21 protein-coding genes and 1 tRNA gene are annotated in these 24,967 nt (G+C 65.1%); 2 read left to right on the forward strand and 20 right to left on the reverse strand.

What is annotated here, in order from left to right:
* Positions 1–31: 31 nt before the first annotated feature.
* The 18 genes from FYJ68_RS04255 to FYJ68_RS04340 all read right to left on the reverse strand — a co-directional run bounded on the left by FYJ68_RS04255 (position 32) and on the right by FYJ68_RS04340 (position 21,693).
* A complete protein-coding gene (locus tag FYJ68_RS04255; RefSeq protein WP_154434279.1) occupies positions 32–943 on the reverse strand; it encodes a glycosyltransferase family A protein in 912 nt (303 codons plus the stop codon).
* A complete protein-coding gene (locus FYJ68_RS04260) occupies positions 943–1,836 on the reverse strand; it encodes a glycosyltransferase family 2 protein (protein ID WP_154434281.1) in 894 nt (297 codons plus the stop codon). Before FYJ68_RS04260 ends, FYJ68_RS04255 begins: the two co-directional genes overlap by 1 nt.
* Positions 1,833–2,849: a glycosyltransferase family 4 protein gene (locus FYJ68_RS04265; RefSeq protein ID WP_154434283.1), complete on the reverse strand. Its 1,017-nt coding sequence runs from the start codon at positions 2,847–2,849 to the stop codon at positions 1,833–1,835. The genes FYJ68_RS04260 and FYJ68_RS04265 overlap by 4 nt, the downstream gene beginning before the upstream one ends.
* Positions 2,846–3,805, reverse strand: a complete 960-nt coding sequence (locus tag FYJ68_RS04270; protein ID WP_154434285.1) for a capsular polysaccharide synthesis protein — start codon at positions 3,803–3,805, stop codon at positions 2,846–2,848. Before FYJ68_RS04270 ends, FYJ68_RS04265 begins: the two co-directional genes overlap by 4 nt.
* Before the next feature lie 6 nt (positions 3,806–3,811).
* On the reverse strand, positions 3,812–5,281 hold the full coding sequence (locus FYJ68_RS10465) for a sugar nucleotide-binding protein (RefSeq protein WP_326832221.1): 1,470 nt from the start codon (positions 5,279–5,281) through the stop codon (positions 3,812–3,814).
* Between the two features lie 9 nt (positions 5,282–5,290).
* Positions 5,291–6,310: a dTDP-glucose 4,6-dehydratase gene (gene rfbB / locus FYJ68_RS04280; RefSeq protein ID WP_154434287.1), complete on the reverse strand. Its 1,020-nt coding sequence runs from the start codon at positions 6,308–6,310 to the stop codon at positions 5,291–5,293.
* 5 nt (positions 6,311–6,315) lie between these two features.
* Complete coding sequence (rfbA, locus tag FYJ68_RS04285) at positions 6,316–7,218, reverse strand: glucose-1-phosphate thymidylyltransferase RfbA (protein ID WP_154434289.1); 903 nt, start codon at positions 7,216–7,218, stop codon at positions 6,316–6,318.
* Positions 7,219–7,276: 58 nt separating this feature from the next.
* Positions 7,277–8,452 (reverse strand): beta 1-4 rhamnosyltransferase Cps2T, encoded by a 1,176-nt coding sequence (gene cps2T, locus FYJ68_RS04290; protein WP_154434291.1) that lies wholly within the window; start codon positions 8,450–8,452, stop codon positions 7,277–7,279.
* Between the two features lie 36 nt (positions 8,453–8,488).
* Positions 8,489–9,190 (reverse strand): sugar transferase, encoded by a 702-nt coding sequence (locus tag FYJ68_RS04295; protein ID WP_154434453.1) that lies wholly within the window; start codon positions 9,188–9,190, stop codon positions 8,489–8,491.
* A gap of 333 nt (positions 9,191–9,523) precedes the next feature.
* Positions 9,524–10,165 (reverse strand): tyrosine-protein phosphatase, encoded by a 642-nt coding sequence (locus FYJ68_RS04300; protein ID WP_154434293.1) that lies wholly within the window; start codon positions 10,163–10,165, stop codon positions 9,524–9,526.
* Between the two features lie 6 nt (positions 10,166–10,171).
* Positions 10,172–11,179, reverse strand: a complete 1,008-nt coding sequence (locus FYJ68_RS10345; protein ID WP_154434295.1) for a CpsD/CapB family tyrosine-protein kinase — start codon at positions 11,177–11,179, stop codon at positions 10,172–10,174.
* 3 nt (positions 11,180–11,182) lie between these two features.
* A complete protein-coding gene (locus FYJ68_RS04310) occupies positions 11,183–11,845 on the reverse strand; it encodes a YveK family protein (RefSeq protein WP_154434297.1) in 663 nt (220 codons plus the stop codon).
* Between the two features lie 300 nt (positions 11,846–12,145).
* Complete coding sequence (locus FYJ68_RS04315; protein WP_154434299.1) at positions 12,146–12,805, reverse strand: potassium channel family protein; 660 nt, start codon at positions 12,803–12,805, stop codon at positions 12,146–12,148.
* 9 nt (positions 12,806–12,814) lie between these two features.
* A complete protein-coding gene (locus FYJ68_RS04320) occupies positions 12,815–13,468 on the reverse strand; it encodes a potassium channel family protein (RefSeq protein WP_154434301.1) in 654 nt (217 codons plus the stop codon).
* Between the two features lie 6 nt (positions 13,469–13,474).
* On the reverse strand, positions 13,475–16,339 hold the full coding sequence (locus FYJ68_RS10350) for a cation-translocating P-type ATPase (protein ID WP_268233754.1): 2,865 nt from the start codon (positions 16,337–16,339) through the stop codon (positions 13,475–13,477).
* Between the two features lie 421 nt (positions 16,340–16,760).
* On the reverse strand, positions 16,761–17,576 hold the full coding sequence (locus FYJ68_RS04330; protein ID WP_154434303.1) for a response regulator: 816 nt from the start codon (positions 17,574–17,576) through the stop codon (positions 16,761–16,763).
* Entirely contained in the window at positions 17,560–19,344 is a 1,785-nt protein-coding gene (locus FYJ68_RS04335; RefSeq protein WP_154434305.1) for a sensor histidine kinase, read from the reverse strand. The genes FYJ68_RS04330 and FYJ68_RS04335 overlap by 17 nt, the downstream gene beginning before the upstream one ends.
* Before the next feature lie 456 nt (positions 19,345–19,800).
* Entirely contained in the window at positions 19,801–21,693 is a 1,893-nt protein-coding gene (locus tag FYJ68_RS04340; protein ID WP_154434307.1) for a peptidoglycan amidohydrolase family protein, read from the reverse strand.
* A 232-nt stretch (positions 21,694–21,925) separates the two neighbouring features.
* Between FYJ68_RS04340 and FYJ68_RS04345 the strand changes: the two genes are divergently transcribed.
* Positions 21,926–22,630: an HAD family hydrolase gene (locus FYJ68_RS04345; protein WP_195837710.1), complete on the forward strand. Its 705-nt coding sequence runs from the start codon at positions 21,926–21,928 to the stop codon at positions 22,628–22,630.
* Between the two features lie 245 nt (positions 22,631–22,875).
* Positions 22,876–22,950: transfer RNA gene (locus FYJ68_RS04350), tRNA-Val, on the forward strand.
* Positions 22,951–23,458: 508 nt separating this feature from the next.
* On the opposite strand, the gene FYJ68_RS04355 is transcribed toward FYJ68_RS04350, so the two are convergent.
* Positions 23,459–23,761 (reverse strand): DUF1805 domain-containing protein, encoded by a 303-nt coding sequence (locus tag FYJ68_RS04355; RefSeq protein WP_229771997.1) that lies wholly within the window; start codon positions 23,759–23,761, stop codon positions 23,459–23,461.
* Between the two features lie 132 nt (positions 23,762–23,893).
* Positions 23,894–24,952 carry a ribonucleotide-diphosphate reductase subunit beta gene (locus FYJ68_RS04360; RefSeq protein ID WP_154434311.1) on the reverse strand — a complete coding sequence of 353 codons (1,059 nt, stop codon included), beginning with the start codon at positions 24,950–24,952 and terminating at the stop codon, positions 23,894–23,896.
* Positions 24,953–24,967: the final 15 nt, after the last annotated feature.

Genomic DNA, 24,967 nt, shown 5'->3' on the forward strand with positions numbered 1-24,967 from the left:
TCGCTTCCAAACTAGTCGCCAAGACAATCTCCTATTTCATTCTCACCGGCCGTGCCAGCGCTATCGGTAGAGCAGGCAGGAACAGCGACTTCTTCTTGCATGTGTAGAACAAGTGCCTGACACTCTCGCCAGCGGCACGGCCATAGCGGATGTAGCTCACGGCCTCGCGCGGCTTTCGCACGAGGGGAATCTTCGAACCGAGCATCGAGTTTTTTAGGTATGCAGTCCCCCTCGGGCTGTCGGCGTACGCTGTACCGGCGTTCTTGGAGAGCCCGTCATCGAGGTAGTCCCCGCAATAGGTGATTTCGTTGAACCACCGGAAGAGGTAACCCTCGTCCGAGAGCGCCTGCCATAGTAGCCCCTCGCTCATGAACCGATTCCCCTCGAAGACAGGGAAGGGGTGCGACCTCATGAGGGCCGTCCTCACGACCTCCGCGCGGTCGCCGGGAATCCTGAGCTTGTAGCGATACTCCTTGCTTGTGGAATCGACGTACTCCCGCTCCAACGTGCGGCGACCCTTTGCAGTAAGGTCGTCCGGTGAGGTGCCCCTAATCCACAGCAAGGTGTTCTCGTCGGTACCTTTAAGCCCAGCAACGCCGGCGAACCGCCCGTCATCCTCTATCTGGGTGATGTACCTAGCGCTCACCTCGAGCCCTCTCTCCGGGAGCCAGTCGTCCGAATCCAGGATGAGGAACCACCCCCCCTCCGCAACATTCGCGCCGAGGTTTATTGCCACATGCTTTCCGGAGTTCTCCTGGTAGTAGTAGCGCATGGGAAAAGTCGACGCCCGAGCGAAGCTCTCGCAGAGCGCCCGCGTTCCATCGGTCGAACCGTCGTCCACGACAACCCACTCGAAGTCTCGGTAAGTCTGCCTCTGCAGCGACTCGAAGGTACGCGGGAGCGAGTAAGCCCTGTTGTACGTAGGAGTGAACACCGTGATCATTACTCGTCACCCGAACCCTTCCGGAACGCGTCGTGCCGCAGCCAGCCGAGAATAATCACGGCCTCGTTTATGACCTCCATGCACCAGAGAGGAAATCCCAGAGCCGTAGAGTAGTACCTGCTCGCGAAGTAGCGCCGCGAGCGATAGCCTCCTCGGGAGGTCGCTATCTTCTGTCGCAGCGTATTCTTTCTCGCCACGTTCCTGTGGTTGTGGTAGTAGATTTGATTCTTGTCAACAAGCAGCTTCCAACCCGCGCGGCGGCACCTCATGCCCAGGATGTTCTCCTCGTTGTAGAGGAAGACGCTCTCGTCCAGGAGACCGAGCCCTGCGAAGGGCTCCGCCTTGGCCACGAAGTAGCAGCCGACAACGCAGTCAACCTGGTAGATTTCCGGCGCAACCTCGACCGCATCATCACGCCGGCCCACATGGTGGATCAGGCAATGGTTGAGGACGACCTCCCGGTCGGTCGGCAGGGCCCAACTGGAGGGCCAGGCATTGTCGCCCTCAAGGTGGTTCACGGGTTGCCCGCCCACGGCGAGGCAGCAGCCATGGGACCAGAGGAGATCCACGAGACCGTCCAGTACGAACGCATCGGGCATGAGGACGTCTGGGTTCATAATCGAGACGGTGTCAACGCCGTACTCCCGCATGGCGTAGCGGATGCCGAAGTTATTGCCGGCGCTGTAACCGCGGTTCTCGCCTGTCTGGACCACGTCAACGTTAGGCATGCCAGCATAGGCCTCCGAGAGGATGCCGAACGACCCGTCCGGAGACTGGTTGTCCACGACCACGACATGCCAGTCACGGCCGAACGAGACCAGCCTGTCGACGCAAATGCGGGCGTCATCGGCGGAATTGTATACTAGAACAATGATCGCAAGGCTGTGGCTCATCTCGCGCCGCCCTTCCGCGCGGCTACTTCTACGCACATATCCCGCAGCTTACCCACCTGCACGTCCCAGCTCATCGCATCGAAGTTGATGGACTCGTAGAGTCGTTTCGCGTTGGAATGCTCCAGCAGGTAGGCCATCTTTTCGGCGACCTCCTCTGCGTTCTCGCAGTCCTTGATCACGTCGGAGCCCTTCGGGCTGAGCGCCTCGAGCACTCCGCAGTCCTTCGAGATGAGCACCGAGCAGCCCGCCCTGAGGGCGTCAAGAGCGCTTAGCCCGAAGGGCTCGTGCCGCGAGTCCATAACGAAGAGGCTACTCTGGTTGAGGCCGTCAACAAACCTGCCGTGGTCAACCTGCCCCATCACTCGCGACGCATCGCCATTCTCCAGCTCTGAGAGCCAGGGCATATCCGCGTCGACGCAACCATAAACCCTGAGGCGGCAGTCGGTGCCGCGGGAACGCAGGATGCCGACGGCCCTGGCGACGACGTCGTTGCCTTTGATTGCCCTGGAGCCCCCGCTCACGGAAACGATGGGGGTACCATCCGCAGGGCACGGCTCCTCCTGCTCGAACCGCTCGATGCCGAGGAGGATGTGGGCCATCCTGCCCTCGAGCTCGGGCTGGTAGCTGAGCACGAACCGCTCCTGCAGGGCGGAATTCGCCACCACCAGGTTGGCGCTACGGAGCGCCGCCTTGTATCTGTTCACCCACCACTGCGAGTGGCCAAGCGCGTTGATCTCGTTCTCGAAGGCCACGTACCCGTGGTTGAAGCACACGACGGGCTTCCCCATGAGGCGCAGCGCGTCCTGCGTGCAGATCATCGCGAAGTTCAGTAGCGGCGACAAAACGACGTCGGCCTTCCGGCCCTTCGCCAGCCCCTCCCGGATGAAGCCCACCCTGTCCTGCGCGCGGACGAAGTCAACCTCGTCCTGCCTGGGCCAATGCTTCAGGAGCTCCTTATGCACGTTTGAGGGTCCGCTGTTGCCCTGCGCGTCACCGAGTATGAGGACTCTCATCGCTCGCCACCACCCAGAATCCGACCCAGATACGTCCCCCCACAGGACATGCCATCAAGCCCCTTATACGTCAGCTTGTGAACGGCGGTCTGCGAGCACACGGCATCGAAGACATGCTGGTCGAAGGGGTCGCCCAACCTTAGCAACAGCGCGTGCGGCGTCGAGTTGGGGGCAGGCGGGACGCACCTCCACTCCTCGGGATACTCGTCTATGGCAATCTGCAGCATGTAATGCACCAGAAAGTAGTCGTCCATGGCGTCGTAGCGCTCCCAGTAGCGGTAGAGAAGGTTGCGCGCCAAAAGAAGAATCCTGCTCGGCGCCTGTGCTGTCACGAGCCAGGAGGACATACACAGGCTCTTACCATCAAGCCCCGGCTTCATGCTCTGGAACATGAAGAGGTTAGAATCCGTCACGTATGAAGCGGGCGTACCGGAAAGCCACACGGTAGCATCTGCCCACGTGCCGCCTCTGGTCGTGAGTAGCTCCAGACGCAGCAGGTCAGAGAAATGTGTACGAGTGATAGTGCCGGCTTTATATTTCTGCAGCACGTGCTCGGGCAAGGTCACGTCGTCAAGCATGGTTCCCTCGTCCAGCACTACAATCCGCTTACCTGTCAGATGCTTCCGCATGCTGGCGAGACAGACCCGCACAATCTCTGGCGCCTCGTCCTCGCCCTGCAGCCAGAGCGTCCACACGATATCGTTGTGCAACACGGTTGAGTCTGCGTATTCTCGCTCCACACGCTCCCTGAGCTCAGGCAGGTCACTCGCCATTTTCTGCCGGATGCGCCGATAGAGCTTGAGGCTCATGACCTCGCGCACAATCTCGAGCCCCTTGCGGGATGTCCCGCAAGCGAGGGTCGCGAGCCCAGTAGAGATCACCATATGCTCACTGAACACCTGGTGCACCACGTCGGCCCCGCCAACCTTATCCCATATAGCTCTGAAGTCGCTCATTAGTCGCTAGCATCTCCCGGACATCAACTCGGAAAGATAGCTCGTAAGGCTCTGCTCCCAGTCGGGCATGTGGAAGCCCGTTGCCTCGAGCTTCGCGAGCGAGAGGGCGGAGTGCACCGGCCTGGGAGCTATGGGGCCCTTCGCAGATGCATAGTACTCCGCGGTGGAGACGGGGCGGACGGCGGCGCCGTTGCCGTTCCTCTGCTCGAAGACCGCACGTGCTACGTCGGCCCAGCTCCTGACCGCGCCCGAGCCGGTGCAGTCGTAGGTGCCGTATGCCGCATGCGTGTCCAGCAGGTGGAGAATCGCGCGGGCCATGTCCTCCGTGAAGGTGAGCCTCCCCAGCTGGTCGTCCACCACGGTGACATGGCCGAGGGCATCGCCCGGATCGGCGACCCTGTCCGAGAGCCCGACCATGGTCCTCACGAAGTTGCGCCCGTCGCCTATGACCCAGCTGGAGCGCAGGACGTAGTGCCTCGGGCATCCCGCCACGGCGAGGTCGCCCGCCGCCTTGGACTGCCCGTAGACGGAGAGGGGGCTGAGGGGCTCGTCCTCGTCGTGCACCTCCCTCGTGCCGTCGAAGACGTAGTCCGAGGAGACGTGGACGAGGCAGATGCCGTGCTCCGCGCACGTGCGTGCGAGCAGCGCCGGGCCCTGGGCGTTGGCCTTCCAGCAGGAGATGCGGCCCTCCGGCGTCTCGGCTTTGTCCACTGCCGTCCAGGCCCCGCAGTTGATCACGGTGCCGTAGAGGTCCCAGTCGTAGCGCGAGTAGGCCCCGGGGTCGGACATGTCGAAGGTGTCTATGTCGCAGAAGTCGAAGGAGGACGCGATGCCACGCTCCTCGGCGAGCGCCCTCACGGCGCGCCCGAGCTGCCCCCTGCATCCCGTGACGAGCGTCCTCCTCGGGGCCATGGGCACAACGTCCGCAAGCATCGGATGGTGCAGGTCCGCCTCGGAGAGCGTGGCCTCCGAGAGCGGGATCGGCCACTGGATGCCGAGCTCCGGGTCCGCCAGGCTCACGAAGGTGTAGGTGCGCTTGAGCTCCGCAGACCAGTGGGCGTCCACGAGGTAGGTGTAGGCGGTGCCGTCCTCCAGCGCCTGGAAGGAGTTGCCGACGCCCCGGGGGACATAGATGGCGCGGGAGGGGTCGAGGGTGGCCGTGAAGACCCTCCCGAAGGTCTCGCTCCCCTGCCTGAGGTCGACCCAGGCCCCGAAGACCGAGCCCGTGGCAATCGACACGAACTTGTCCCAGGGCTCCGCGTGGATGCCGCGCGTGACGCCCCTCTCCGCGTTGAAGGAGACGTTGTTCTGGACCACGCGCAGGTCGGGGATGCCGAGCGAGACCATCTTGGCCCGCTGCCAGTTCTCCTTGAACCATCCGCGGGAGTCCCCGTGGACGCTGAGCTCCACCACCTTGAGCCCCTCGATGCCGGTCTCCTCGACCCTGAGGTCCTTCTCGAACTCGATGTCGGACACGCTAACCTCCTACTGCCCCTGCGCCGCGTACTTGGCCTCGGTGGCCTCCTTGGCAGGGCGCCACCAGGACTCGTGCGTGCGGTACCACTCTATGGTCTGCGCGAGGCCCTCCGAGAAGTCCTTGTGCAGCGGCCTCCACCCGAGCTCCTCCTCCAGCTTCGTCGGGTCGATAGCATACCGCCTGTCATGGCCGGGCCTGTCGCGTACCCAGTCGAAGGCGTCCTGGGGCTGCCCCATGAGGGAGAGGATCTCGCGCAGGACGTCGATGTTGGACCTCTCGCCGTTGGCGCCTATGAGGTAGGTCTCGCCGATGGTGCCCTTGGTGAGGATGTCCCAGACGGCGCGGGAGTGGTCCTCGGTGTGTATCCAGTCGCGCACGTTCTCCCCCGTGCCGTAGAGCTTGGGGCGGATGCCGCAGAGTATGTTCGTGACCTGCCTCGGTATGAACTTCTCCACATGCTGGTAGGGGCCGTAGTTGTTGGAGCAGTTCGAGATCGTGGCCCTGAGGCCATAGGTCCTCTCCCAGGCACGCACCAGGAGGTCGGAGGATGCCTTCGTGGAGGAATACGGCGAGCTGGACCTGTAGGGGTCGCCCGGCTCGAAGCGCCTCGGCTCGCCGAGCGCGAGGTCCCCATAGACCTCGTCTGTAGAAACGTGGTGGTAGCGCACGTCGAATTTGCGGACAGCCTGAAGGAGGCGATACGTCCCCATCACGTTCGTCTGCACGAACGGCTCAGGGTCGAGGATGGAGTTGTCGTTATGAGACTCTGCTGCATAGTGGACGATCGCATCATGCCCAGGAACGATGCGGTCAAGCAACTCACCGTCACAGATATCACCAACGACGAGCTCAACCTGAGCATCGGGGAGCCCGGCGATATTCTTTGGGTTCCCTGCATAGGTAAGCTTGTCCAGAACGGTGATATGAGTCTCTGGATGGTTCTCGGCGACCCAGCGCACGAAGTTGCTACCGATGAAGCCGCACCCTCCAGTAACGATGATGTTCTTGGGCTCGAAGGTGTTATCCATTGCCACTACTCCCCCATCTTCCCGCTGGGCACGATGCCGCCCTCGGCGACCATGCGCAGGTGCCTGCCGTAGTCGCTCTTGCCGTAGCGCTCGGCGCAGGCGAGCAGGCGCTCGCGGGAGACCCAGCCGTTCTCGTAGGCGATCTCCTCGGGGACCGAGACCGGCAGGTCCTGGGCCCTCTCCACGGTGCGCACGAACTCGCCCGCCTCGTAGAGCGACTCCATGGTGCCCGTGTCGAGCCAGGCGTAGCCGCGCCCGAGCGTCACCACGTCGAGGGTGCGGTCCTCCAGGTACATGCGGTTGAGGTCGGTGATCTCGTACTCGCCTCGCGCGGAGGGCTCGACCCTGGCGGCGAGCTCGCTCACGCGCGAGTCGTAGAAGTAGAGGCCCGTGACGGCGTAGTTGCTCTTGGGGTGCTCCGGCTTCTCCTCGATGGAGACGGCGTTGTAGTCGCCGTCGAACTCCACCACGCCGAAGCGCTCGGGGTCGTCCACGCGGTAGCCGAAGACGGTGGCGCGGCCCGCCTCGGCGGAGGCGGCGGCGCGCCTCAGGTGGCGCCCCAGGCCGTTGCCGTAGAAGATGTTGTCGCCCAGCACCAGGGCGCAGGGGCCGCCCGCCACGAACTCCCGCCCGATCACGAAGGCCTGCGCCAGGCCGTTGGGCTCGGGCTGCTCGGCGTAGGAGAGGCTCACGCCGTAGTCGGAGCCGTCGCCCAGCAGCCTCCTGAAGTTGGGGAGGTCGTGCGGGGTGCTGATGATGAGGATGTCCTTGATGCCCGCCAGCATGAGCGTGGAGAGCGGGTAGTAGACCATGGGCTTGTCGTAGACGGGGAGCAGCTGCTTCGACGTCACGGTGGTGAGCGGGTACAGGCGGGTCCCGCTGCCGCCAGCGAGGATGATTCCCTTCATAAAAATGAACAGCTCCTATCTGAGATCAACACCCTCGGAGTTCTGCAATTGAAGAAGTTCATTCCTCGCCACTGATAGTGAGGAAGAGAGTCTCATAGAGATCAGTGATATATGGCCAAGAGTATTCTGTCTCGATGCGTCTGGTAGAGGCGGCATCTAGCTTCTCAATATCATCCTTTGATAGCCTGTCAGCGTGTGTAATCAGGCTTGACAGACTTCCTGATTCCTTCGTCCAGTAAAGAGCCGAATTTTCGGCAACCTCACGATTAAAGCCCACGTCAAGAAGCAAGTTTAGCCTCGTGGAAGCAAGAGCTTCCAAAAGACTCGGATTGGTGCCTCCAACTTCATGGCCATGGAAGTATCCGAAGGCATTCTCACGTACCTTCTTTAATAGCTCTTGATCATAAATCGCCCCTACGAACTTAATTCGTGAATCCTCCTGGAAATGGGTCTTCTCCTCCAGTTCTTCCAAGAAGGCTTCGTTAACGTTCGTTACCAGAGCAAACTCACGTTTAGTATTAGACCGCATAAATTCGCGTATCATTGTTTCGTAGTTATTTTCAGGTACGAAACGACCAACTACCAGATAATAATTAAAAGGACTGAGCCCATGCTCCTTCAGCCATTCCGTCCACTTCTGATCGTGATCTGAAAGCGTGGAACGCTTAATGTCGGCTCCATAGGCGATGAATGTTGTCTGTGGTTTAAGGCTTGCGTACTCTTCGTGTATGTACTGCTCAATGTTTCTGCTGTCGCATACCAACAAATCAGCATGCTTCACCATCCCGCACTCGGAAACCTTCCAATAATGTCGTACCGGAAGGCTCCATTTCGCACGCATCCATTCATGTCCGTCCGGATTCACCATCAATATTCCGCCGAGAGAATGCAAGCGCTTTGCAAACCTGCCTACGAACGGTCCAATACGACAGGCAAGCACATATACGATAGGATGTGAAATATTGTTCTCTTGAATATATTTCAGACAATATTTGAAAGCATCGATATCATATGTTATGGCTTGCGCAGAGCCAATAGGCTTTCTTAGCACTTTGAAGCACTGAGCTCCGTTGTACTCAAACTCCCCTACTTCAGAAGCCTTGTCTTCGGCGCATGCAATGTGATATTTTATGTCGTGAGACTTTTGATTCTCGGTCAACTTTTCCAAAAATGTCTCATACCCACCGTAACAGGCAGGAATTCCCTTTGAACCAATAATAAAAACATGCTGCATAGGGCTATCCCCTCATTAAATACCGTATGAACCAGACTAATTCCCCTGGGCAGTGAGCACCACACCGATGGTCTGGATGATGAGCTTGAAGTCGGCCCTAGCGCTGCACTGCTTGATGTACAGAAGATCCAGGTCTACCCACTCGTCGAAGCTGATTGCATCGCGGTTGCGGCGCGTCTGCCAGTAGCAGGTGATGCCCGGCTTCACCAGGAGTCGCTGCCTCTGACGCTCGTTGTAGAGCTTCGTCTCCCTTGGAATGGCCGGACGAGGACCGACGATGGACATGTCCCCCTTGATGACGTTGAAGAACTGAGGGAGCTCATCCAGGCTCGTCTTGCGGATGAAGTGACCGACCCTCGTGACGCGCGGATCGTCCTTGATCTTGAAGACGGGGCCATCCTTCTCGTTGAGGTCCTTGAGCTCAGCGAGGCGGTCCTCGGCATCGACGTACATGGAGCGGAACTTCCACATGTAGAAGTGCCTGCCATCCTTACCGACGCGCTCCTGCCTGAAGAACACAGGACCGTGGTCATCCACGAAAATGGCGATGGCAACGATGAGGTAGAGCCACCAGAAGAGCGCCAGCACGAGCAGGCTAAACGCGACATCGAAGAGACGCTTGACAAAGCGGAACCCGTACCTGTGGGCAAGCCGCTCAGCCGCCTCGTAGGTTGCCTGATCGGGCGCATCACTATGCTCCGTCTCGCCCCCGTTGTTATGAAAGCTCGACTCGGGCATCACCACATGCGCGGATGCGGACTCCCAGGACTTGCTGTTTTGTAACCCCGATTCCGCCGCGTCACCCGTAGCTGTTGCTTGCTGCGTCACCATTCCCACGAACCCCCCCCCGGCATATTTTGGGGAGGCCTCTCTTCCCATGTCAGCAGCATGGACCAATGCAGGCCCACAATCCCACGGGATCGAACCTATAGATGCAAGTTGTTTGTTTGTGCTCTTCCCAGCACCCTGAAAAGTCTACTTTTTGACCCCGGGTATAACAACCGAAAGTCGCATCTTCTCCCGTTTCCCACACGACGGTATATTAAACGCTTTTACTTGCCGAATGGTAACTTATCGCAGGTAAGAGCCATATTTATGTATGGCCTTCGCGAGAAGCCGGTAATGCTCCGGGCAGTGCGCATCGCTGGCGATATAGCTATACAGACCGCTTTTTAGCATCTTGATGGCAGGGCGCTTCTCGGCCCCCAGCCTGCCGCCGGCGATGAAGTCGGCGGACGCCTGGAGCTCGCAGCCCATGTCCACGAGCTCCTGCGCCAGCGACACGTCCCTCTGGATGGCCATGTAGCGCTCGGGGTGGGCGATGATCACCTGGTAGCCCATGCCCTGGAGCTCGAAGATGGTGCGCTCGTAGTCGCCGAAGCGGCTGGGGCTGGCGCCCACCGAAAGCTCGAGGAGGAAGGTCGGCTCGTTGTCGAACGCCAGGGACTGGGCCCACTGCATGCCCAGCTCCATAAGCTTCTCGTAGTTGACCTCAAAGCCCATCTTGACGGGAAAGCCATCCGCCGCGTCCTCGAACTCGTAGAACGCGTACCACATGGCCTTGAAGTCGAAGTACGGCTTGCGGCAGTGCGGGGTGCACACCATGGACGTGACGCCGGCTGCCTTTGCGGCCTGGAGCATGCGAAGCGACTCGTCCAGGTCTGCCGCCCCGTCGTCGACGCCGGGGAGGATGTGGCAGTGGAGGTCCCTCATGCTGAGCTACGCCTCGTCGTCGTAGGACTTGGGGATGTAGACGCCGCCCTGGGCTGCCTGCTTGGAGCCCCTCCTCCCCTGCTGGGCCTGCGCGACGGCGGGACGGGCGGGCACGGCCTTGGCGACACGCCCCGCTGCCTCGCGGGACGCGCGCGCCATGTTGAGGAACGCGGAGGTGTCCTCGGGCTTCTGGGCCTTGGGCGCCGGCTTCTTCGGACGGGCGGGGCGCTCGGGCGGGTTGGGAGCATCAGCGGGCTGGGGACGGCGTGCCGGACGCTCGGGGCGAGCCGGGCGCTGCTCGGGAGCCGCAACCTGCAGCTTGGGACCCTCCGCCTTGTCCTCGTCCTTGTAGTAGCGGTAGTAGTAGTCGTTGTGCTTGGTCTCGCAGCAGTTCATGATTACGCCGGCGAGGTTGCAGTTGGAGTGGCGGAGCTGCTCCGCCGCCGCCGCGACCTCCGCCTTGCGCACGAAGTGCTCGCGCACCACCATGTACACGGCGTCGACCTGGGCGCCCAGCACGGCGGCGTCCACGAAGGTGCCAACGGGAGGGGTGTCGAACAGGACGTAGTCGTACGCCTCGCTCGCCTCGCGCACGAAGTTGGCGAAGTGACGGGAGCCGAGGACGTCGGACGGGTTGGGGATGTGGGGCTCGGCGTCCAGGAAGAAGAAGCCGCGCACCTGCGTCTTTACCACGGCGTCCGCAAGGGGCACCTGGCCGGAGATGACGGAGTAGATGCCGTTGCGGCCATGCACGCCAAGAGAGTTGGCCATGGAGCGGCGGCGGAGGTCGCACTCCACGAGCAGCACGCTCTTGCCGGAGGTGGCGATTGCCATGGCCAGGTTGCGCGTGACGAAGGTCTTGCCCTCGTTGGGCACGGACGACGTGATGGCGATGGTTCGGATGGGGTTGTCGACCCCCATGAAGCGGATGTTGGCGAGGAGGGTCTTTGCCGCGTTGCCGACCGAGCGCTGGGCGTCCTCGGCCTCGTTGCCCCTGTTGTTGAAGATTGCCATTGCCTACATCCTCTCCAGCTTGGGGAAGTGACCGACCACGGGGACGTTGAGCAGCTGCTCCACGTCCTCGGAGCTCTTGACGCGGGTGTCCATCATGTCCTGGACCACCACGATCGCGATGGCGGCGAAGAGGCCCGCGAGCAGGCCGACCGCAATGTAGAGGGGGCGCTTGGGGCCGGACGGGATCTCGGGGGTGGACGCCTGGTCGATCACGTTGACCGACTGGGTGCCGATGACGGACTGGGTGACGCTCTGGAGGTCGCTCGCGTATGCGTTCGCGATGTCGGCCGCGCGCTTGGCGTCCTTGCCGGTGACGGAAATCGTGAGCACGCGCGTGGTGGTGGCGCTGGTGACATCGACGTCGTAGCCGGATAGGCTGCTGATGCCAAGCTGCTTGCTCACGTCCTGCTTGACTCGGTCGGACTCGGCGATGGTCGCCACGTCCTGGGTCATCATCTGGGCGGCGGAGAGGTCGCTGTACTGGGAGCCCGAGCTGGTGCCCTCCGTTGTGTCGTTGCGCGACAGGACGTACATGGTGGTGGACGCCGTGTACTCGTTGGGCATGAGGAACGCCGCGATTGCAACGACCACTCCCATGACGATGGGGAGGAGCAGCACGAAGCGGAGGTGCTTCCTCAGCAGGCTGAACAGTTCGGCTAGGGTCATCGGGCGAGCCCTTCCTATATGTTGTGTGCTTGTCCTGACTGTTGCCCCTTTGGGGCTGCGGCGCGCGGGCCATGGGCGAGCCGTCGCAATCGCACCTCAATATAGCCCAAAGTTGGCATCTACGTGCAATTGCCACAGCTTTGCGCGAGGGGGTACGACGGGTCGGGACGCTGGGATCGGGCGGAGCGGTCCCAAGGGCATGGGATGCGGGCGCGCGACGCGCCAGAGGTTTAGACATGGGACGGCCCCGCCGTCGGGATGACGACGGGGCCGCTTTCCGCGCCCTGCTGCGGAGTGGCGCTACGCCAGCGCGCGGCGCAGCTCCTGCCGTGCGCCCTCGCTGGTGAAGGCGAGCACGTTGTCCCCCTCGCAGAGGCCGGTGTCGCCGTTGGGGACGATTATGTCGCCCGCGCGGTCGATGGCGATGATGACCGTCTGGTCGGGAAGCGAGAGGTCGCTCACGCGACGGCCCACGGCACCCGAGCCGGGACGCACCTCCACCTGCACCAGCGCGTGGTCGTCCTTTCCCAGCCGCATGATGGTGAAGACGTCCTCCATGTCGAGACCCTCCTGCACCGACCGCGCGATGAGGTCCGCCTGGTTGATTCCCACGTCCACGCCCATGGACTCGTTGAACATCCACGAGTTCCTGGGGTTGTTGACGCGTGCGACGACGCGCGGCACCTGGTACTCGACCTTGGCGAGGGTCGAGACCACGAGGTTGACCTCGTCGCTTCCGGTGGCGGCGATCACGACGTCCGCGCCCATGACCCCGGCACGCTCGAGCACCTCGGGGCTGGTGCCGTTCCCCACGATGACGCGCTGGTCGGGCAGGTTTGCCTGGAACTTCTCCGCGACCCTGCGGCGGTTCTCGACCACGACGACGGACGAGCCGTCGCCCTTGAGGATGGGGGCCAGGTACGACCCGGTCTTGCCGCCGCCCACGATGATGATCTGCATCTCTGCCTCCTACTCGCTCTTGCCGAGCATGCGGGCGAACTTCCCCGCGGCGCTCGACGCGACCGCGGCGTAGACCACGTCGCCGTGGCCGAGCACCGTGCCCTGGGTGGGGATGAACGTCTCGCTGTTGTGCGAGACCGCGACGACCTTGACCTCGCCCACGGCGGTGAGCTCCCTTACGGGATGGCCCTCGAGCAGCGCGGGCACGTCCGCCCGCACGATCTGGACCTCCCCCGTGCCCACCTGGAACACGCTCTCCTGCTGGTTGTAGGTGAGCAGTTCGCAGGCGCGGCGCACGCCCCAGTCGGTGGTCGAGATGGTCTGGATGCCCAGGCGTCGGTACGTCTCGGCCTTGGTGACGTCGTACATGCGCGCGATCACGCGCGGCACCCGGTACGCGTCGCGTGCGATGCGGGCGATGATGATGTTGGCTTCGTCTGACGTGGTGCACGAGACGACCGCGCTTGCCCGGTCGATGCCCGCCTTGGCGAGCACGTCGCGGTCGAAGCCGACGCCGACCACCTTCCTGCCGGTGTAGCCCTCCCCCAGCTCCTCCAGGCGCTCGGGGTCCTGGTCCACGGCGCAGACGTTGTGGCCCTGGCGGTCGAGCTTCCTCGCCAGGCCCGTGCCCATGCGGCCGAGGCCGACGACGATAACGTTCATGGCGTCCTACCTTTCACTTGCGGCGTCAGCCCTGACGCCATTGCGGTCGTAGTGCCCGTGCCTGCGCACGATTGCCTTGCGCCCCTCCTCCAGAAGGAGGACGGCGGGCGGGAGCAGCACCAGGAACAGGTAGTCCTGTGCGGTGAGCGGGCAGGTGTGGAACACGCCCTGGAGGGGCGGGAGCAGCGTGATGAGCACGATGAGCGCCACCTCGAACAGTATCCCCTTGTCAACCTGCCTGTTGGAGAGCAGGCCCACGGAGAACACCGACGAGACCTCCGTGCGGCAGTTCATGACCTCGCCGATCTGCGAGAACACGATGGCAGCGAGCGCCATGGTGGTGGAGCGCACGTAGACGGGGTCCAGGTCGGCGCCCACGCCGAACATCCTGGCGCCGGGAACCCAGCCCGCCGCAGCCTGCGCGAAGAAGAACGCGCCGAGCGACGAGACCGCCCCGAGCAGGCCGTACCACAGGAAGGCCTTGCGCATCACCCGCGCGTTGAGCAGGTGCTCGTTGGGGTCGCGCGGCGGGCGGCTCATGACGTCCGCCTCGGGCGGCTCGGATCCCAGGCCGAGGGCGGGCAGCATGTCGGTGCCCAGGTCGATGGTCAGGATCTGCATGGTGGTGAGGGGCAGAGGCACGGCGCCACCGGAGAGCAGGTACACCGCGGAGGGCACGGCCTCGGGCACGTTGGAGTTGAGGATGTAGAGCATGAACTTGCGGATGTTGGCGTAGACCGCACGCCCCTCCTCCACCGCGCTCACGATGGAGGCGAAGTTGTCGTCGGTGAGGATCATGTCCGCGGCCTCCTTGGCCACGTCGGTCCCCGTGATGCCCATGGCGACGCCGATGTCGGCCTTCTTGAGCGCGGGAGAGTCGTTGACGCCGTCGCCCGTTACGGCGACGACCTCCCCCATCGCCTGGAGGTTCTCGACCACGCGGAGCTTCTGCTCTGGCGCCATGCGAGCGAACACGACCTCGCCCCTGAGCGCGCGGCGCAGCTCCTCGTCGGAGGTCCGCTCGAGCTCCGGCCCGGAGAACACGCGCGGGTGGCTACCCCTCACGATGCCGATCTTGCGGGCGATGGAGACGGCGGTCAGGCCGTAGTCGCCCGTGATCATGACCACGCGGATGCCGGCGCGGCGGCACTCCTCCACGGCAGCGGCGACCTCGGGCCTCGGGGGATCCTGCATGACCTCGAGCCCCACGAAGGTGAGGTCTCGCTCGATCGTCTGGGGGTCGTACTCGCTCACGGAGGCGGGCACGCCGCCCTCGTCGCGGTGGATCGGGCGGTAGGCGAGCGCGAGCACGCGCAGGCCGTCCTCGGCGTAGCCGTCGTTGGCGTTCATGATGCGGCTGCGGAGCGAGTCGCTCATGGGGACGACCTCGCCGTTCACGCGCACCTTGGTGGAGAGGCGCACGACCTCGTTGGGGGCACCCTTCACGAAGGCCACCCGGGTGGCGCCGTCGAGCGGGCGCTCGAGCTGGTGGATGGTGGACATGCGCTTGCGGCGGCTCTCGAAGGGCAGCTCGCGGACGCGCGGGATGCGGCGCTGCTCCTCCTGCAGGTCGAGGCCGCCCTTCTGGGCGGAGACCAGCAGGCAGGCCTCGGTGGGGTCACCCAGCACGGTGTAGCGGCCGCCCTCCTTCTCCGGCGCGATCAGGCGCGCGTTGGAGCACAGGGCGGAGCCCGTGAGGAGGATGCGGAGGTCATCGTCGTCGGCAGCCTGGTAGCTGCGCCCGTCGGCGCGGATCTCTCCCCTGGGGGCGTAGCCCACCCCCGTGACCTCGTACTCCCTTGCGGGGGTCCACAGATGGTTGACGGTCATCTCGTTCTGCGTGAGGGTGCCCGTCTTGTCGGTGCAGATGACGCTCGTGGAACCCAGCGCCTCCACCGACGAGAGCGACTTTACCAGTGCGTTGCGCTTGCTCATGCGCTGCACGGCCATGGCGAGCGACAGCGTGACGGTAGGCAGCAGCCCCTCGGGAATGAATGCGACGACCATGCCGAGGGCGAAGATGAACGACGCTGCCAGGCCGTTGTGCACGAAGGCAACGTCCAGCGCGAAGAACGCGACGCCCATGCACAGCGCGAACACCGTGATCTGCTTGGTGAGGTGGTCGAGCTGCCTCTGGAGCGGGCTCTCCTTCTCCTCCATGTTCTGGGTCAGGCTGGCGATCTTGCCGAACTCGGTGGACATGCCGATGTTGGTGACCACCACGCGGCCGTTGCCCTCGGACACCGAGGTGCCCTCGAACACCAGGTTGGGCGTCTCCGCGTGGGTCAGGCCCTCCTCCAGCACGGCGTCGGAGGTCTTGCGCACGGGGTTGGACTCGCCCGTGAGCGTGGACTGGTCAATCTGCAGGCCGTTGGCGCGGACCACGCGGCCGTCGGCCGAGACCTTGTCCCCCTCCTCGAGCAGCATCACGTCGCCGGGGACCAGGTCCTCGACCAGGATCTTCTGCTCGCTCCCGTCGCGGATGACGCTGACGTACGAGGGGAGCATCTTCTTAAGCGCCTCGGTCGCCTTGTCGGCCTGGTGCTCCTGCCAGTAGCTGAAGCAGCCGTTGATGACGTTGACGAGCCACACGGCCACACCCAGCTCGGGCATCCCCGCCGCGAAGGCGATGATGCCGGCGACCCACAGCAGGATCGCCATGAGGTGCGTGAAGTTCGACAGGAACACCAGCACTTGCGACTTCTTCTTCGCGGACTGGATGACGTTCTTTCCATAGCGCCCCTGGCGCGCGGACGCCTCGCCGGCGGTGAGACCCGCCCGTGCCGTCCCCATCGCCGAGAAGACCTTATCGGGCGTCAGCCGGGCTATCCCCTCGATTGGCGAGGACGTCGCCCCTTCTGAGGCTTCCAACGAAGGCCCTCCTTTCGTCTATCGCCGCCCCACCGTTGCGGTTAAGCGGTGCACACTGGCGGCAGCCGCCGCCTTTCGAAGGAAAGGCTATCCGCTTTCGAACCGTTAGAACGCGATGGCACGGAGGTGGCGCGATTTGGCATACGCCCAGCATAAGGGGGTCATTAGCGCGGCATAAGGATGGTATAAAAGCCACAGGTGAGGGCGTTGGGTGACATTTGTGCGGTCCTTCGCCCAGCGCGCGTGGCACGCCGACGCCACCGCGATGGGGGCTGGCAAGGGGGAGGACGTTGGGCCGGAGCTTGCGCGCCGCCACGGCAGGGCCCCGGGCAGGGACACGCGGTCAGGCACGAGCCGCGCGACACGCCCACCTGAGGGCCGGCACGTTGGCACCCGGCGGGACGGGCGCGGGGGACGGGGGTCAGCCCCTCTCCCCCACCTCGAGCATGCGGTAGCCCACGCCCACGTGGGTCTGGATGTAGCGGGGGTGGGCGGTATCAGCCTCGATCTTCTTGCGGAGCGACCCCATGGTCACGCGGAGCGACGCGAGCTCGGCGCCGGACTGGTCGCCCCACACCTCGCGGAGGATCAGCTGGTGGGTGAGCACCTTGCCGACGTTGTGGGAGAGCAGGCACAGCAGGCGGTACTCCGTGGGGGTGAGGTGGACCTCGCTCCCAGAGAGCGTGACCACGCCCGCATCGTAGTCGATGCGCAGGTCGCCGTCCTCGAAGCGCGACTGCGCAGACGCCTGGCGAGGGGACGAGACCGCTTCGTCGAGGTAGCTCAGGTGGCGGAGCGTCGCCCTGACGCGCGCGAGGAGCTCGCCGACCGAGAAGGGCTTGGTGACGTAGTCGTCCGCGCCTGCGTCCAGCGCCGCGATCTTGTCCGAGTCCTCGGAGCGGGCGCTCACCACGATGATGGGGGTCTTGGACCAGCCACGTATGGCGCGGACGACCTCGACGCCGTCCATGTCGGGGAGGCCGAGGTCCAGGAGCACGACGTCCGGGGAGTTGGTTGCTGCGCTGGCGATGGCCTCGCGGCCGGTGGAGGCGCAGAGGTGCCGGTACCCGTTGGCATCGAGCGCGGTCGACACCAGGTTGCGGACCTCGGGGTCGTCCTCAACGACCAGCAGGGTGGGCGCGGCGGCAGGAGCGGGGGCGTCGGGTCGGCCGGTGCCGGCGGGACGGGCGGCAGGCGCGGCGGCGCCCCTCTCCCCCAGGCTATCCCCTTGGCTCATCGCCGTCACCTCCCGGAAGCTCGCACGCGGGGAGGCGGAACCAGAACGCGCTGCCGTGCGGCTGGCGCGCCCCGACGCCGATGGTCCCCCCGTGCGCCGTCACGATCGACCTGCAGAGCGAGAGCCCGAGGCCGAAGCCCCTCCCGGCGTCGGCGCGCTCGCGACCGACAGTATAGAACGAGTCGAACACGCGCTCGCGGTCGGCGGCGGGGATGCCGGGCCCGTCGTCGCACACGTTCGTGACCACGGAGTCCCCCTCGCGGCGCAGGGAGATGACAATCGAGGAGCCGTCGGGCGTGTGCTTGACGGCATTGTTCACCAGGTTGACCACCACCTGCACCATGAGGCTGGCATCCACCCTTACGAGGCACACCCCGCGGGACGGCTCCACCGTGAGCCGGTGGCGGGCGACACGCGGGTCGATGTGACGCAGGGCCTCCTCCACGACGTCGTCCATGAGCTCGAGGTCGAGGTTGGGGCGGATGCCGCCGCTCTGGAGCCGCGTGATGGCGAGGAGGTTCTGGACGGTCGCGACCAGCCACGTGGCGTCGTCGCGAATCCCCCTCAGCAGGCGGTCGCGCTCGCTGGGAGCGAGCCGGTCGCCACTCGAGAGGAGTACGTCGGCGCTGCCGCTGATCGAGGTGAGCGGGGTGCGGATGTCGTGCGAGATGCCTCGCAGGAGGTCCGCGCGCAGCTGCTCGTTGCGGGCGCGCAGCTCGGCGCGTTGACGCTCGCGGGTGGCCCGCTCGCGACCGAGCGCGAGGCCCGTCTCGCCTAGGACCGCCATGGCGACGTCGCGCTGGCCGGGGGTGAGGTCGTGGTCCCCCACGATGATCCCCATGACGCCGTCGGGGTGGTGGGGATCGCCGACGGGGGCGTACAGGCCGGAGGCGGCCGAGAAGCCGTCCGTGCCCCTGCCGGCGGGGACGCCGTTCTCCAGCGCGCGCATGGCGACGGGGAGCTCGAGGGGGACGTCCGGCGGGAGGCTCGCCTGGGTCGGGTGCGCTGGGGCAGGGACCGGAGCCCGTGGCGCGACCGCGGTGGGATGGGCACCTCCCGAACCCATGCGGTCCCCGCCACAGCCGGATGGTCCGGGCTTCTCCCCCACCGTCCCCTCGCCCGCGGCCGGGCTGAAAAAGCGAACCGGAGTTAGGCCCCCGTCGGTCGCCTCGTACCACACGACATCCCGGCGGAGCAGCGCCGCGAGCTGCCTGCCGGCGGCATCCACGATCTGGTCCGCGGAGGCGCAGTCCTGGAGCAGGTGGTCGGTCTGGAGAAGGAACGCCATGAGGCGGGAGTTCTCCTGGGCCAGGTGCGCGTGGTGGCGCAGGCTCATGGCGAGGGTGCTCGAGAACAGGGCGACGATGCCCATGACCGCGAACGCGCCGGGGTACTGCGGGCCCCACGCGTGGAGGGAGAGGCGGGGGTCGATGAAGAGGTAGTTGAAGAGCAGGACCGAGGCAGCGGTCGCGATGACGCAGTGGAGGCGGCGCGTGGTGACCAAGGCGACCACCTGGACGGAGAGCACGTAGATGATAACGATGGGAGCCTCGCCCATGTCGAGGGAGTCGAACCAGAAGCCGAGGAGGGTCGCGGCGAGGAGCGAGGCGAGTGTGAGCGCAGCCTCGAGCGCGGTGCGGTGCGCGGTGGGGACCTCGGGCCAGGCGGCGAGGATGGAGAACGCGCGGGTGGAGAGCGAGGGGCGCTCGCCCCCGCTCGACGGAGGTGCGCCCGGTTTGCCGCGTTCCCCACTGACGTTGGCGTCCATGCCCCCACCCCATCGCAGACCTTGGCGCGGGCGGCGCGGCGGAGGAAGGACCGCCGGTCATGCCGTGCCTCGCGTCATGCCACATCGCGGCCGCGCTTTCAGTGGCACATGATACTCCCGACCGCCTTGTGTGGGTGGGGGCGGGAGGGATGGCATGGCAAGGACGCGGGCATGGGGGCGCCTGGCGAGGACCGGATGCGGGGTGCGGCGACTTGGGTGCTGAGGAAAGTCGAGTTGTGGCAATCCGAGGGGCGCACCAGAAGCCCAACCGCCGGGAAATTGCGGCCTTTGGCAGGGAATGGGCGCCTCCGACCGCCAATACTCCCCTTTCCTCAGCGGATTTGGCTTTCAGATTGCCATGACTCGCAACTCCTCAGCACCCCGACCGCTTGGGAGCCTGATTCGACTCGCGTGCACTGGGGAGCTGCAGCTCGGCGCCCCACGGGGCTTGGGACCCTACTCCCCCACGTAGCGGAGGATGTAGTTCCACGGGAAGTCGTAGACGGCCTGGGTCTCGATCTCGTGCCCGGTCTGGTCCCCCGACCTGCCAGTGATGCCACCGTTCTCGCTCTCGCGGGCGGCGACCATCATGCCCTCTCCGATGTAGATGCCGGTGTGGTGCGTTGAGTTGAGGAGGATGTCGCCCCTGAGCAGGCCAAGCTGGTCATGCGAGACCTTGACCACCTTGAAGCCGCTCAGGTTGCCCACCATGTTGCCCGTGTAGGTGGCGCCCCCCGTGGAGATGCCGGCGGCGCGCAGCGCCGAAATCACCAGGCTCGAGCAGTCGTAGTTGGGCCCCCAACGGTCGTACTGGTCGTAGCCGTGCCTGCCGTCGGCGGCGATGCCGAGCGCCCAGTTGACATAGGAGTCCACGCGGCGGGTGCGGGCGTTGGAGTACTCGGTGAGCCTGCCGTCGTTGTCGGCCTGGTACCAGCGGTTGTTGCAGTGGAGCTGGCGGTCGCGCGCGACGTAGCCCACGCCCAGGTAGGAGTAGTGCGCGTACCCATCAGCCGAGTAGCCCTCCCTGGCGTAGGAGTAGCCGGCGGGGTCGCGGTAGAGGTAGTAGCGCTGCAGGCCAGAGCCGTAGTCGTCGACAATCCAGCCCGAGCGCCTCTCGACCTCGCCGTTGGAGCGGGCGAGGGCGATCCTGCCGTCGCCCAGGTTGGTGACGGCATCGAGGACCGCCCCGCTTTGCGTGGCGTAGGCGTAGTAGCCGGCGCCCTCGTCGGGCGTGACCATGCGGGACTTGGCGATGGTCGCGTTGGACCCCACCCAGTAGCGGTTGAGTGAGCCCCACGAGCGGCAGACCAGCCAGAAGCCCTGGATGGCGTTGGCGGAGCGGGTGCTGGCGTACCAGCCGATGCCCTCGGACCTCCAGCCGGCGCGGGCGAGCGCCTGGTCCTCGTAGCCGTTCTGGGTGAAGTTGTGGGCGCCGGACTTGGCGTTGGGGTTGTACTGGCGGTAGACGGGCAGGGCGTCGTTGGCGTCCGAGTACCAGCCGATGCCCTCGTACCTCCAGCCAGCCTTGACCAGCGAGTCCTTCTCCGCGGCGCTGGTGGTGTAGTGGTGGTCCCCCGCGTTGGGGTTGTAGAGCCGGTAGACGGGGGTGCCGGAGCTTGCGGGCGCGACCCAGCCGATGCCCTCCCAGCGCCAGCCGGCCTCGGCGATGTGCTTGGCCTCGCCGAGGCTTGCGGTGTAGAAGTGCTCGCCCGTGTTGGGGTTGTAGAGGCGATACATGTTCTGGACCGCGGGGGCGGGGGTGGTGGCTGCGGCGGGATCGGGGTCGGCAGCGCGGGGCGCGGGGTCCGCGGCGGGCGCGTCGGTGGCAGCGGGGTCCGCGGCGGGCGCGGGGTTCGTGGCGTCCGCGGCTGGGTCGGAGGGAGCGACGGTGGACGAGGGGTCGGTCGGGGCGGCGGGCGTCGTTGAGTTGGAGCCGGCGCTGGGGGCCGTGGGTGTCGCCGGGTCGGAGGTCGACGGGGTGGCGGGCTCGGTGGAGCTCGCGGCGAGATCCGTGGGGGCCACCGGGTCCGGGTCGGATGGCGTCGCGTCCGGACTCGTGGAGCTGACATCACCCGCGGGGGCCGCCGGGGCGTCGACGGCGGGGACCGGGAACTGGTCGGAGCCAGCGGATGGGGTTTTGGCGTTGGTGGCGGCGTCCCTCTCCCCCGCCGCTGACGCGGGCTGGTCGGGGGCTGCAGCCTGGGCGGCCGTCGCGTCCTGCGCTGGGGCAGCGATCGTTGCCTTGGGGGCGTCCTCCGCGAGCGCTAGCTGCGGGGTCGCAACCGCCATCAGTGAGAATGCGAGTCCGGCGCTGATTGCGGCGCACCTGTGGTCGAACTTTCCCGACATGTGACTACCCTCCTGAATGCGAACCAAGAAACGCTCTAATGATACGGGTTGGCTCGCAAATACAGCCGTAACATGCCAGGTTTTGGCACGAGTTGTTCACAGGGTGTCCCGCGGGGGTCGTCGGGTGACCGAACGGAGGCCAGGGGCTCGCGAGGCTATGAGCGCGGACGGGCGTTGCGCGGCAGGGACGCCCACGCTACGCTCGACGAGGTTTTCGAGCGAGGGGGAGCGCATGGGTCGGGATGCTGGGAACGTCGGGGCCAACGGGAAGGGTCGCTGGCGAGGGGAGGCGCTTCTCGCCCTGTTCGACTTTGACGGGACCCTGTGTGACACGGAGATCCTGGGGATTGGGCTGGATCGGCCGGTGTACGCGTCGTTTGGCATCAACCCCACGGAGGAGGAGATGCGCTCGCTGTGCGGGACGGATGGCGAGGAGTCGATCCCGGCTCTGTTCGCGCGGTACGGGATGGATGTGTCGGCGGACGAGTTCTATGCGCGTCGGGAGCCCAGCGACGTGATCTACGAGCGGATGCCTCTGGTGCCGATGACCGGGGCGCGGGAGCTGCTGGGTCGGCTTGCGACGCACGGCGTTGTGTGCGGCGTGGTGTCGACGACCCGGCACGACCTGGTAGAGACGGCGCTGCGGAGGATCGGCCTTGCGGGGAGCTTTGCCTTTGTGGTTGGGGGCGACGACGTGAGCGCGCACAAGCCCAACCCCATGCCGTACCTGCGGGGCATCGAGCTTGGTGCCCGCGAGCTGGGGGTTGGCACGGACGGGCTGGCGGCGCGGACCGTGGTGGTGGAGGACTCCCCGTCCGGTGTGGCCTCAGGGCTTGCGGCGGGATGCTACGTGTATGGGTTCACCGGGAACTCGACGCCGCAAGACGTTGGGGCGGCGGACGAGGTGGTTTCGTCGCTGGAGCTGGTACTGGCGTAGGGGTTCGCGGGCGCAGGGCGGGCCAGGGGCGGGCACCCCGAGAGGCTCCGCCCCCGGCATCGAACGGGGACAGACAGTCGATGCACCGCCCCGCGCGCCATCTCGTGAAACCGGGATTCCATGGGGACTGGCACGGACTGATCATGCTCGCCAGAAAAATCCCCCATTTTCCAGTTGCGCGGAGCGGTTCCTTCCTTTATAGTAGCTACCGCGCTGTGCGACCCCACGCACCGCGTTTCACATTCGGGCGTTTAGCTCAGGGGGAGAGCGCTTCCCTGACACGGAAGAGGTCAGAAGTTCAAATCTTCTAACGCCCACCATAAACTCGCAGCTCAGAGACCATGTCTCTGAGCTGCTTTCTTTTGGTCCACGTTTGGTCCACGCCTTTGGCCCACATTGTTCTGGTCTTACGGATTGGATATTACTTCGGTCGGCGGATCTTCTCCCGTACGTCACCGGGAAGCCGCCGTTTCACGGAGCCCGCTTCACGCCAACCTTGTGGGCTTCTACCTGGTCGATCGCTCGACGCTGGCGGTGATGGGCGAGCACAGGACCACCTGGCGACAGGTCGCTGAGACGCGGGTCACCAGGTGCGGAGGGGGTGGCATCCTCTTACCAGGCAAGAAAAGTCGCAATTCCTCAGCACGAGCGGGGTTCCGCAGCCGCAAGCCCCGGGCTTTCACGCGGCAGCGCCCTCCCAGCGCCTCGACCGGCGCGCCCTGCCGGGACTCCCCCACCAAACGGAAGAGGGGTCCAGGCCGAGGGTGACTCGGCCAGTCGACCAAGGGGCGCCGCAGACATGCGGCGCCCGGCCGTCCGACCCAAACGCTAGCGGTTGAGGACCTCGGCCGCTTGGGCACCGGTCATGTCGGGCGTGACGCCCAGCTCCGCCGCCTTGGGACTGACGCCCGTGACCTTGTTGGCCAGGACCTCCTCAAAGCTGCCGCCCGCAACGCGCACCGCGGCGTCGCCCAGCTGCTCCGCCTTCTCCAAGCTGAGGTACCCGCACATCAGGAACCCCTTGGCGCAGCGAATCACGATCAGGGATGCGTGACCCTCGCCCGCGAGCTGGGGCACCATGAGCCCCTCCGCCTTGGTCGAGCCTATCGTGAGCGTGTCGGAAACCACCATCGCTGCTCCCATCGTCGAAGAAAGGTCTGCCTCACAGGGGAGGTTCCCGCCCATTCTTGCCATCGCCGGCGGGCGTGTCAAATCCTCGTTGGGAGAGGTGCAGAGGTCGCGCGGTGGACCGCCCCTCTCCCCCTACAGGTCGTCCACGAGGGCGGTCGACTTGGCATACGCCGTTGAGCGCGCCTCGAAGAAGTCGGTCTTCACCATGTTGGCGTCGCTGTACTGGGCCACCCAGGCCATGTCCGGTGGCTCCTCCGCGTGGTCAGGGTACAGCTGCCCAAAGCCGAGCGAGGCCCAGCGAAGGTTCCCCAGGTAGTGGATGTAGTCGCTCACCTGCTGGCTCGTGAGCCCGGGGATGTCGTCCCCAATGACGTAGCGGCCCCACGCGACCTCCTGCCGGACCCCCTCCCGGAGCATCTCCCTCAGCTCGTCCACCGCCTGGGGGGAGAACAGCTGGGGCTCCTCGCGCTGCAGCTCAAGGATCATGTTGCGGAACAGCCACAGGTGCGTGTTCTCGTCCCGGTTGATGTAGCGGATCTCCTGCGCGCTGCCGGGCATCTTGCCGTTGCGCGCCAGGTTATAGAAGAACATGAAGCCGGAGTAGAAGTACACCCCCTCCAGGATGAAGTTGGCCATCATCACGCGAAGGAGCGCGGGGGCGTCCTGGCGCTCCTGGAACTCGTTGTAGAGGTTGCCGATGAACGTGTTGCGGGCAAGCAGCCGCTCGTCGGTCCTCCACTGGTACAGGATGTCGTTGCGCTGTTCGGGGCTGCAGATGGTGTCGAGCATGTACGAGTAGCTCTGCGAGTGCACGCACTCCTGAAAGGTCTGGATGTGCAGGCAGAGGTTGACCTCGTTGGCGGTGATGTACTCCCCCACGTTGGGAAGGTTCGCGGTCTGGAGCGAGTCCAGGAACACCAGGAACGAGAGGATCTTGTCGTAGGCGGTACGCTCCGCAGGCAGCAGGCGCGGGTAGTCCTTCACGTCCTGCGAGAGACTGATCTCCTCCGGGATCCAGAAGTTGTTCATGGCCTGGCGGTACCAGTCCGATACCCAGGCGTACTTGAGGTTGTTGAAGTCGTTGAGGTTGGTGGTGTCTCCCCCGATCAGGCGCCGCCGGCGAACGTCGGTCTCGCCATCTGGGTTAAAGAGCGCCTTGGGCGAGAGACGCCCCTCGGTCCGTGCTTGCATGGTCTTCCCTTCGAT

This window comes from Olsenella porci (assembly GCF_009695875.1).
Lineage (GTDB): Bacteria > Actinomycetota > Coriobacteriia > Coriobacteriales > Atopobiaceae > Olsenella_H > Olsenella_H porci.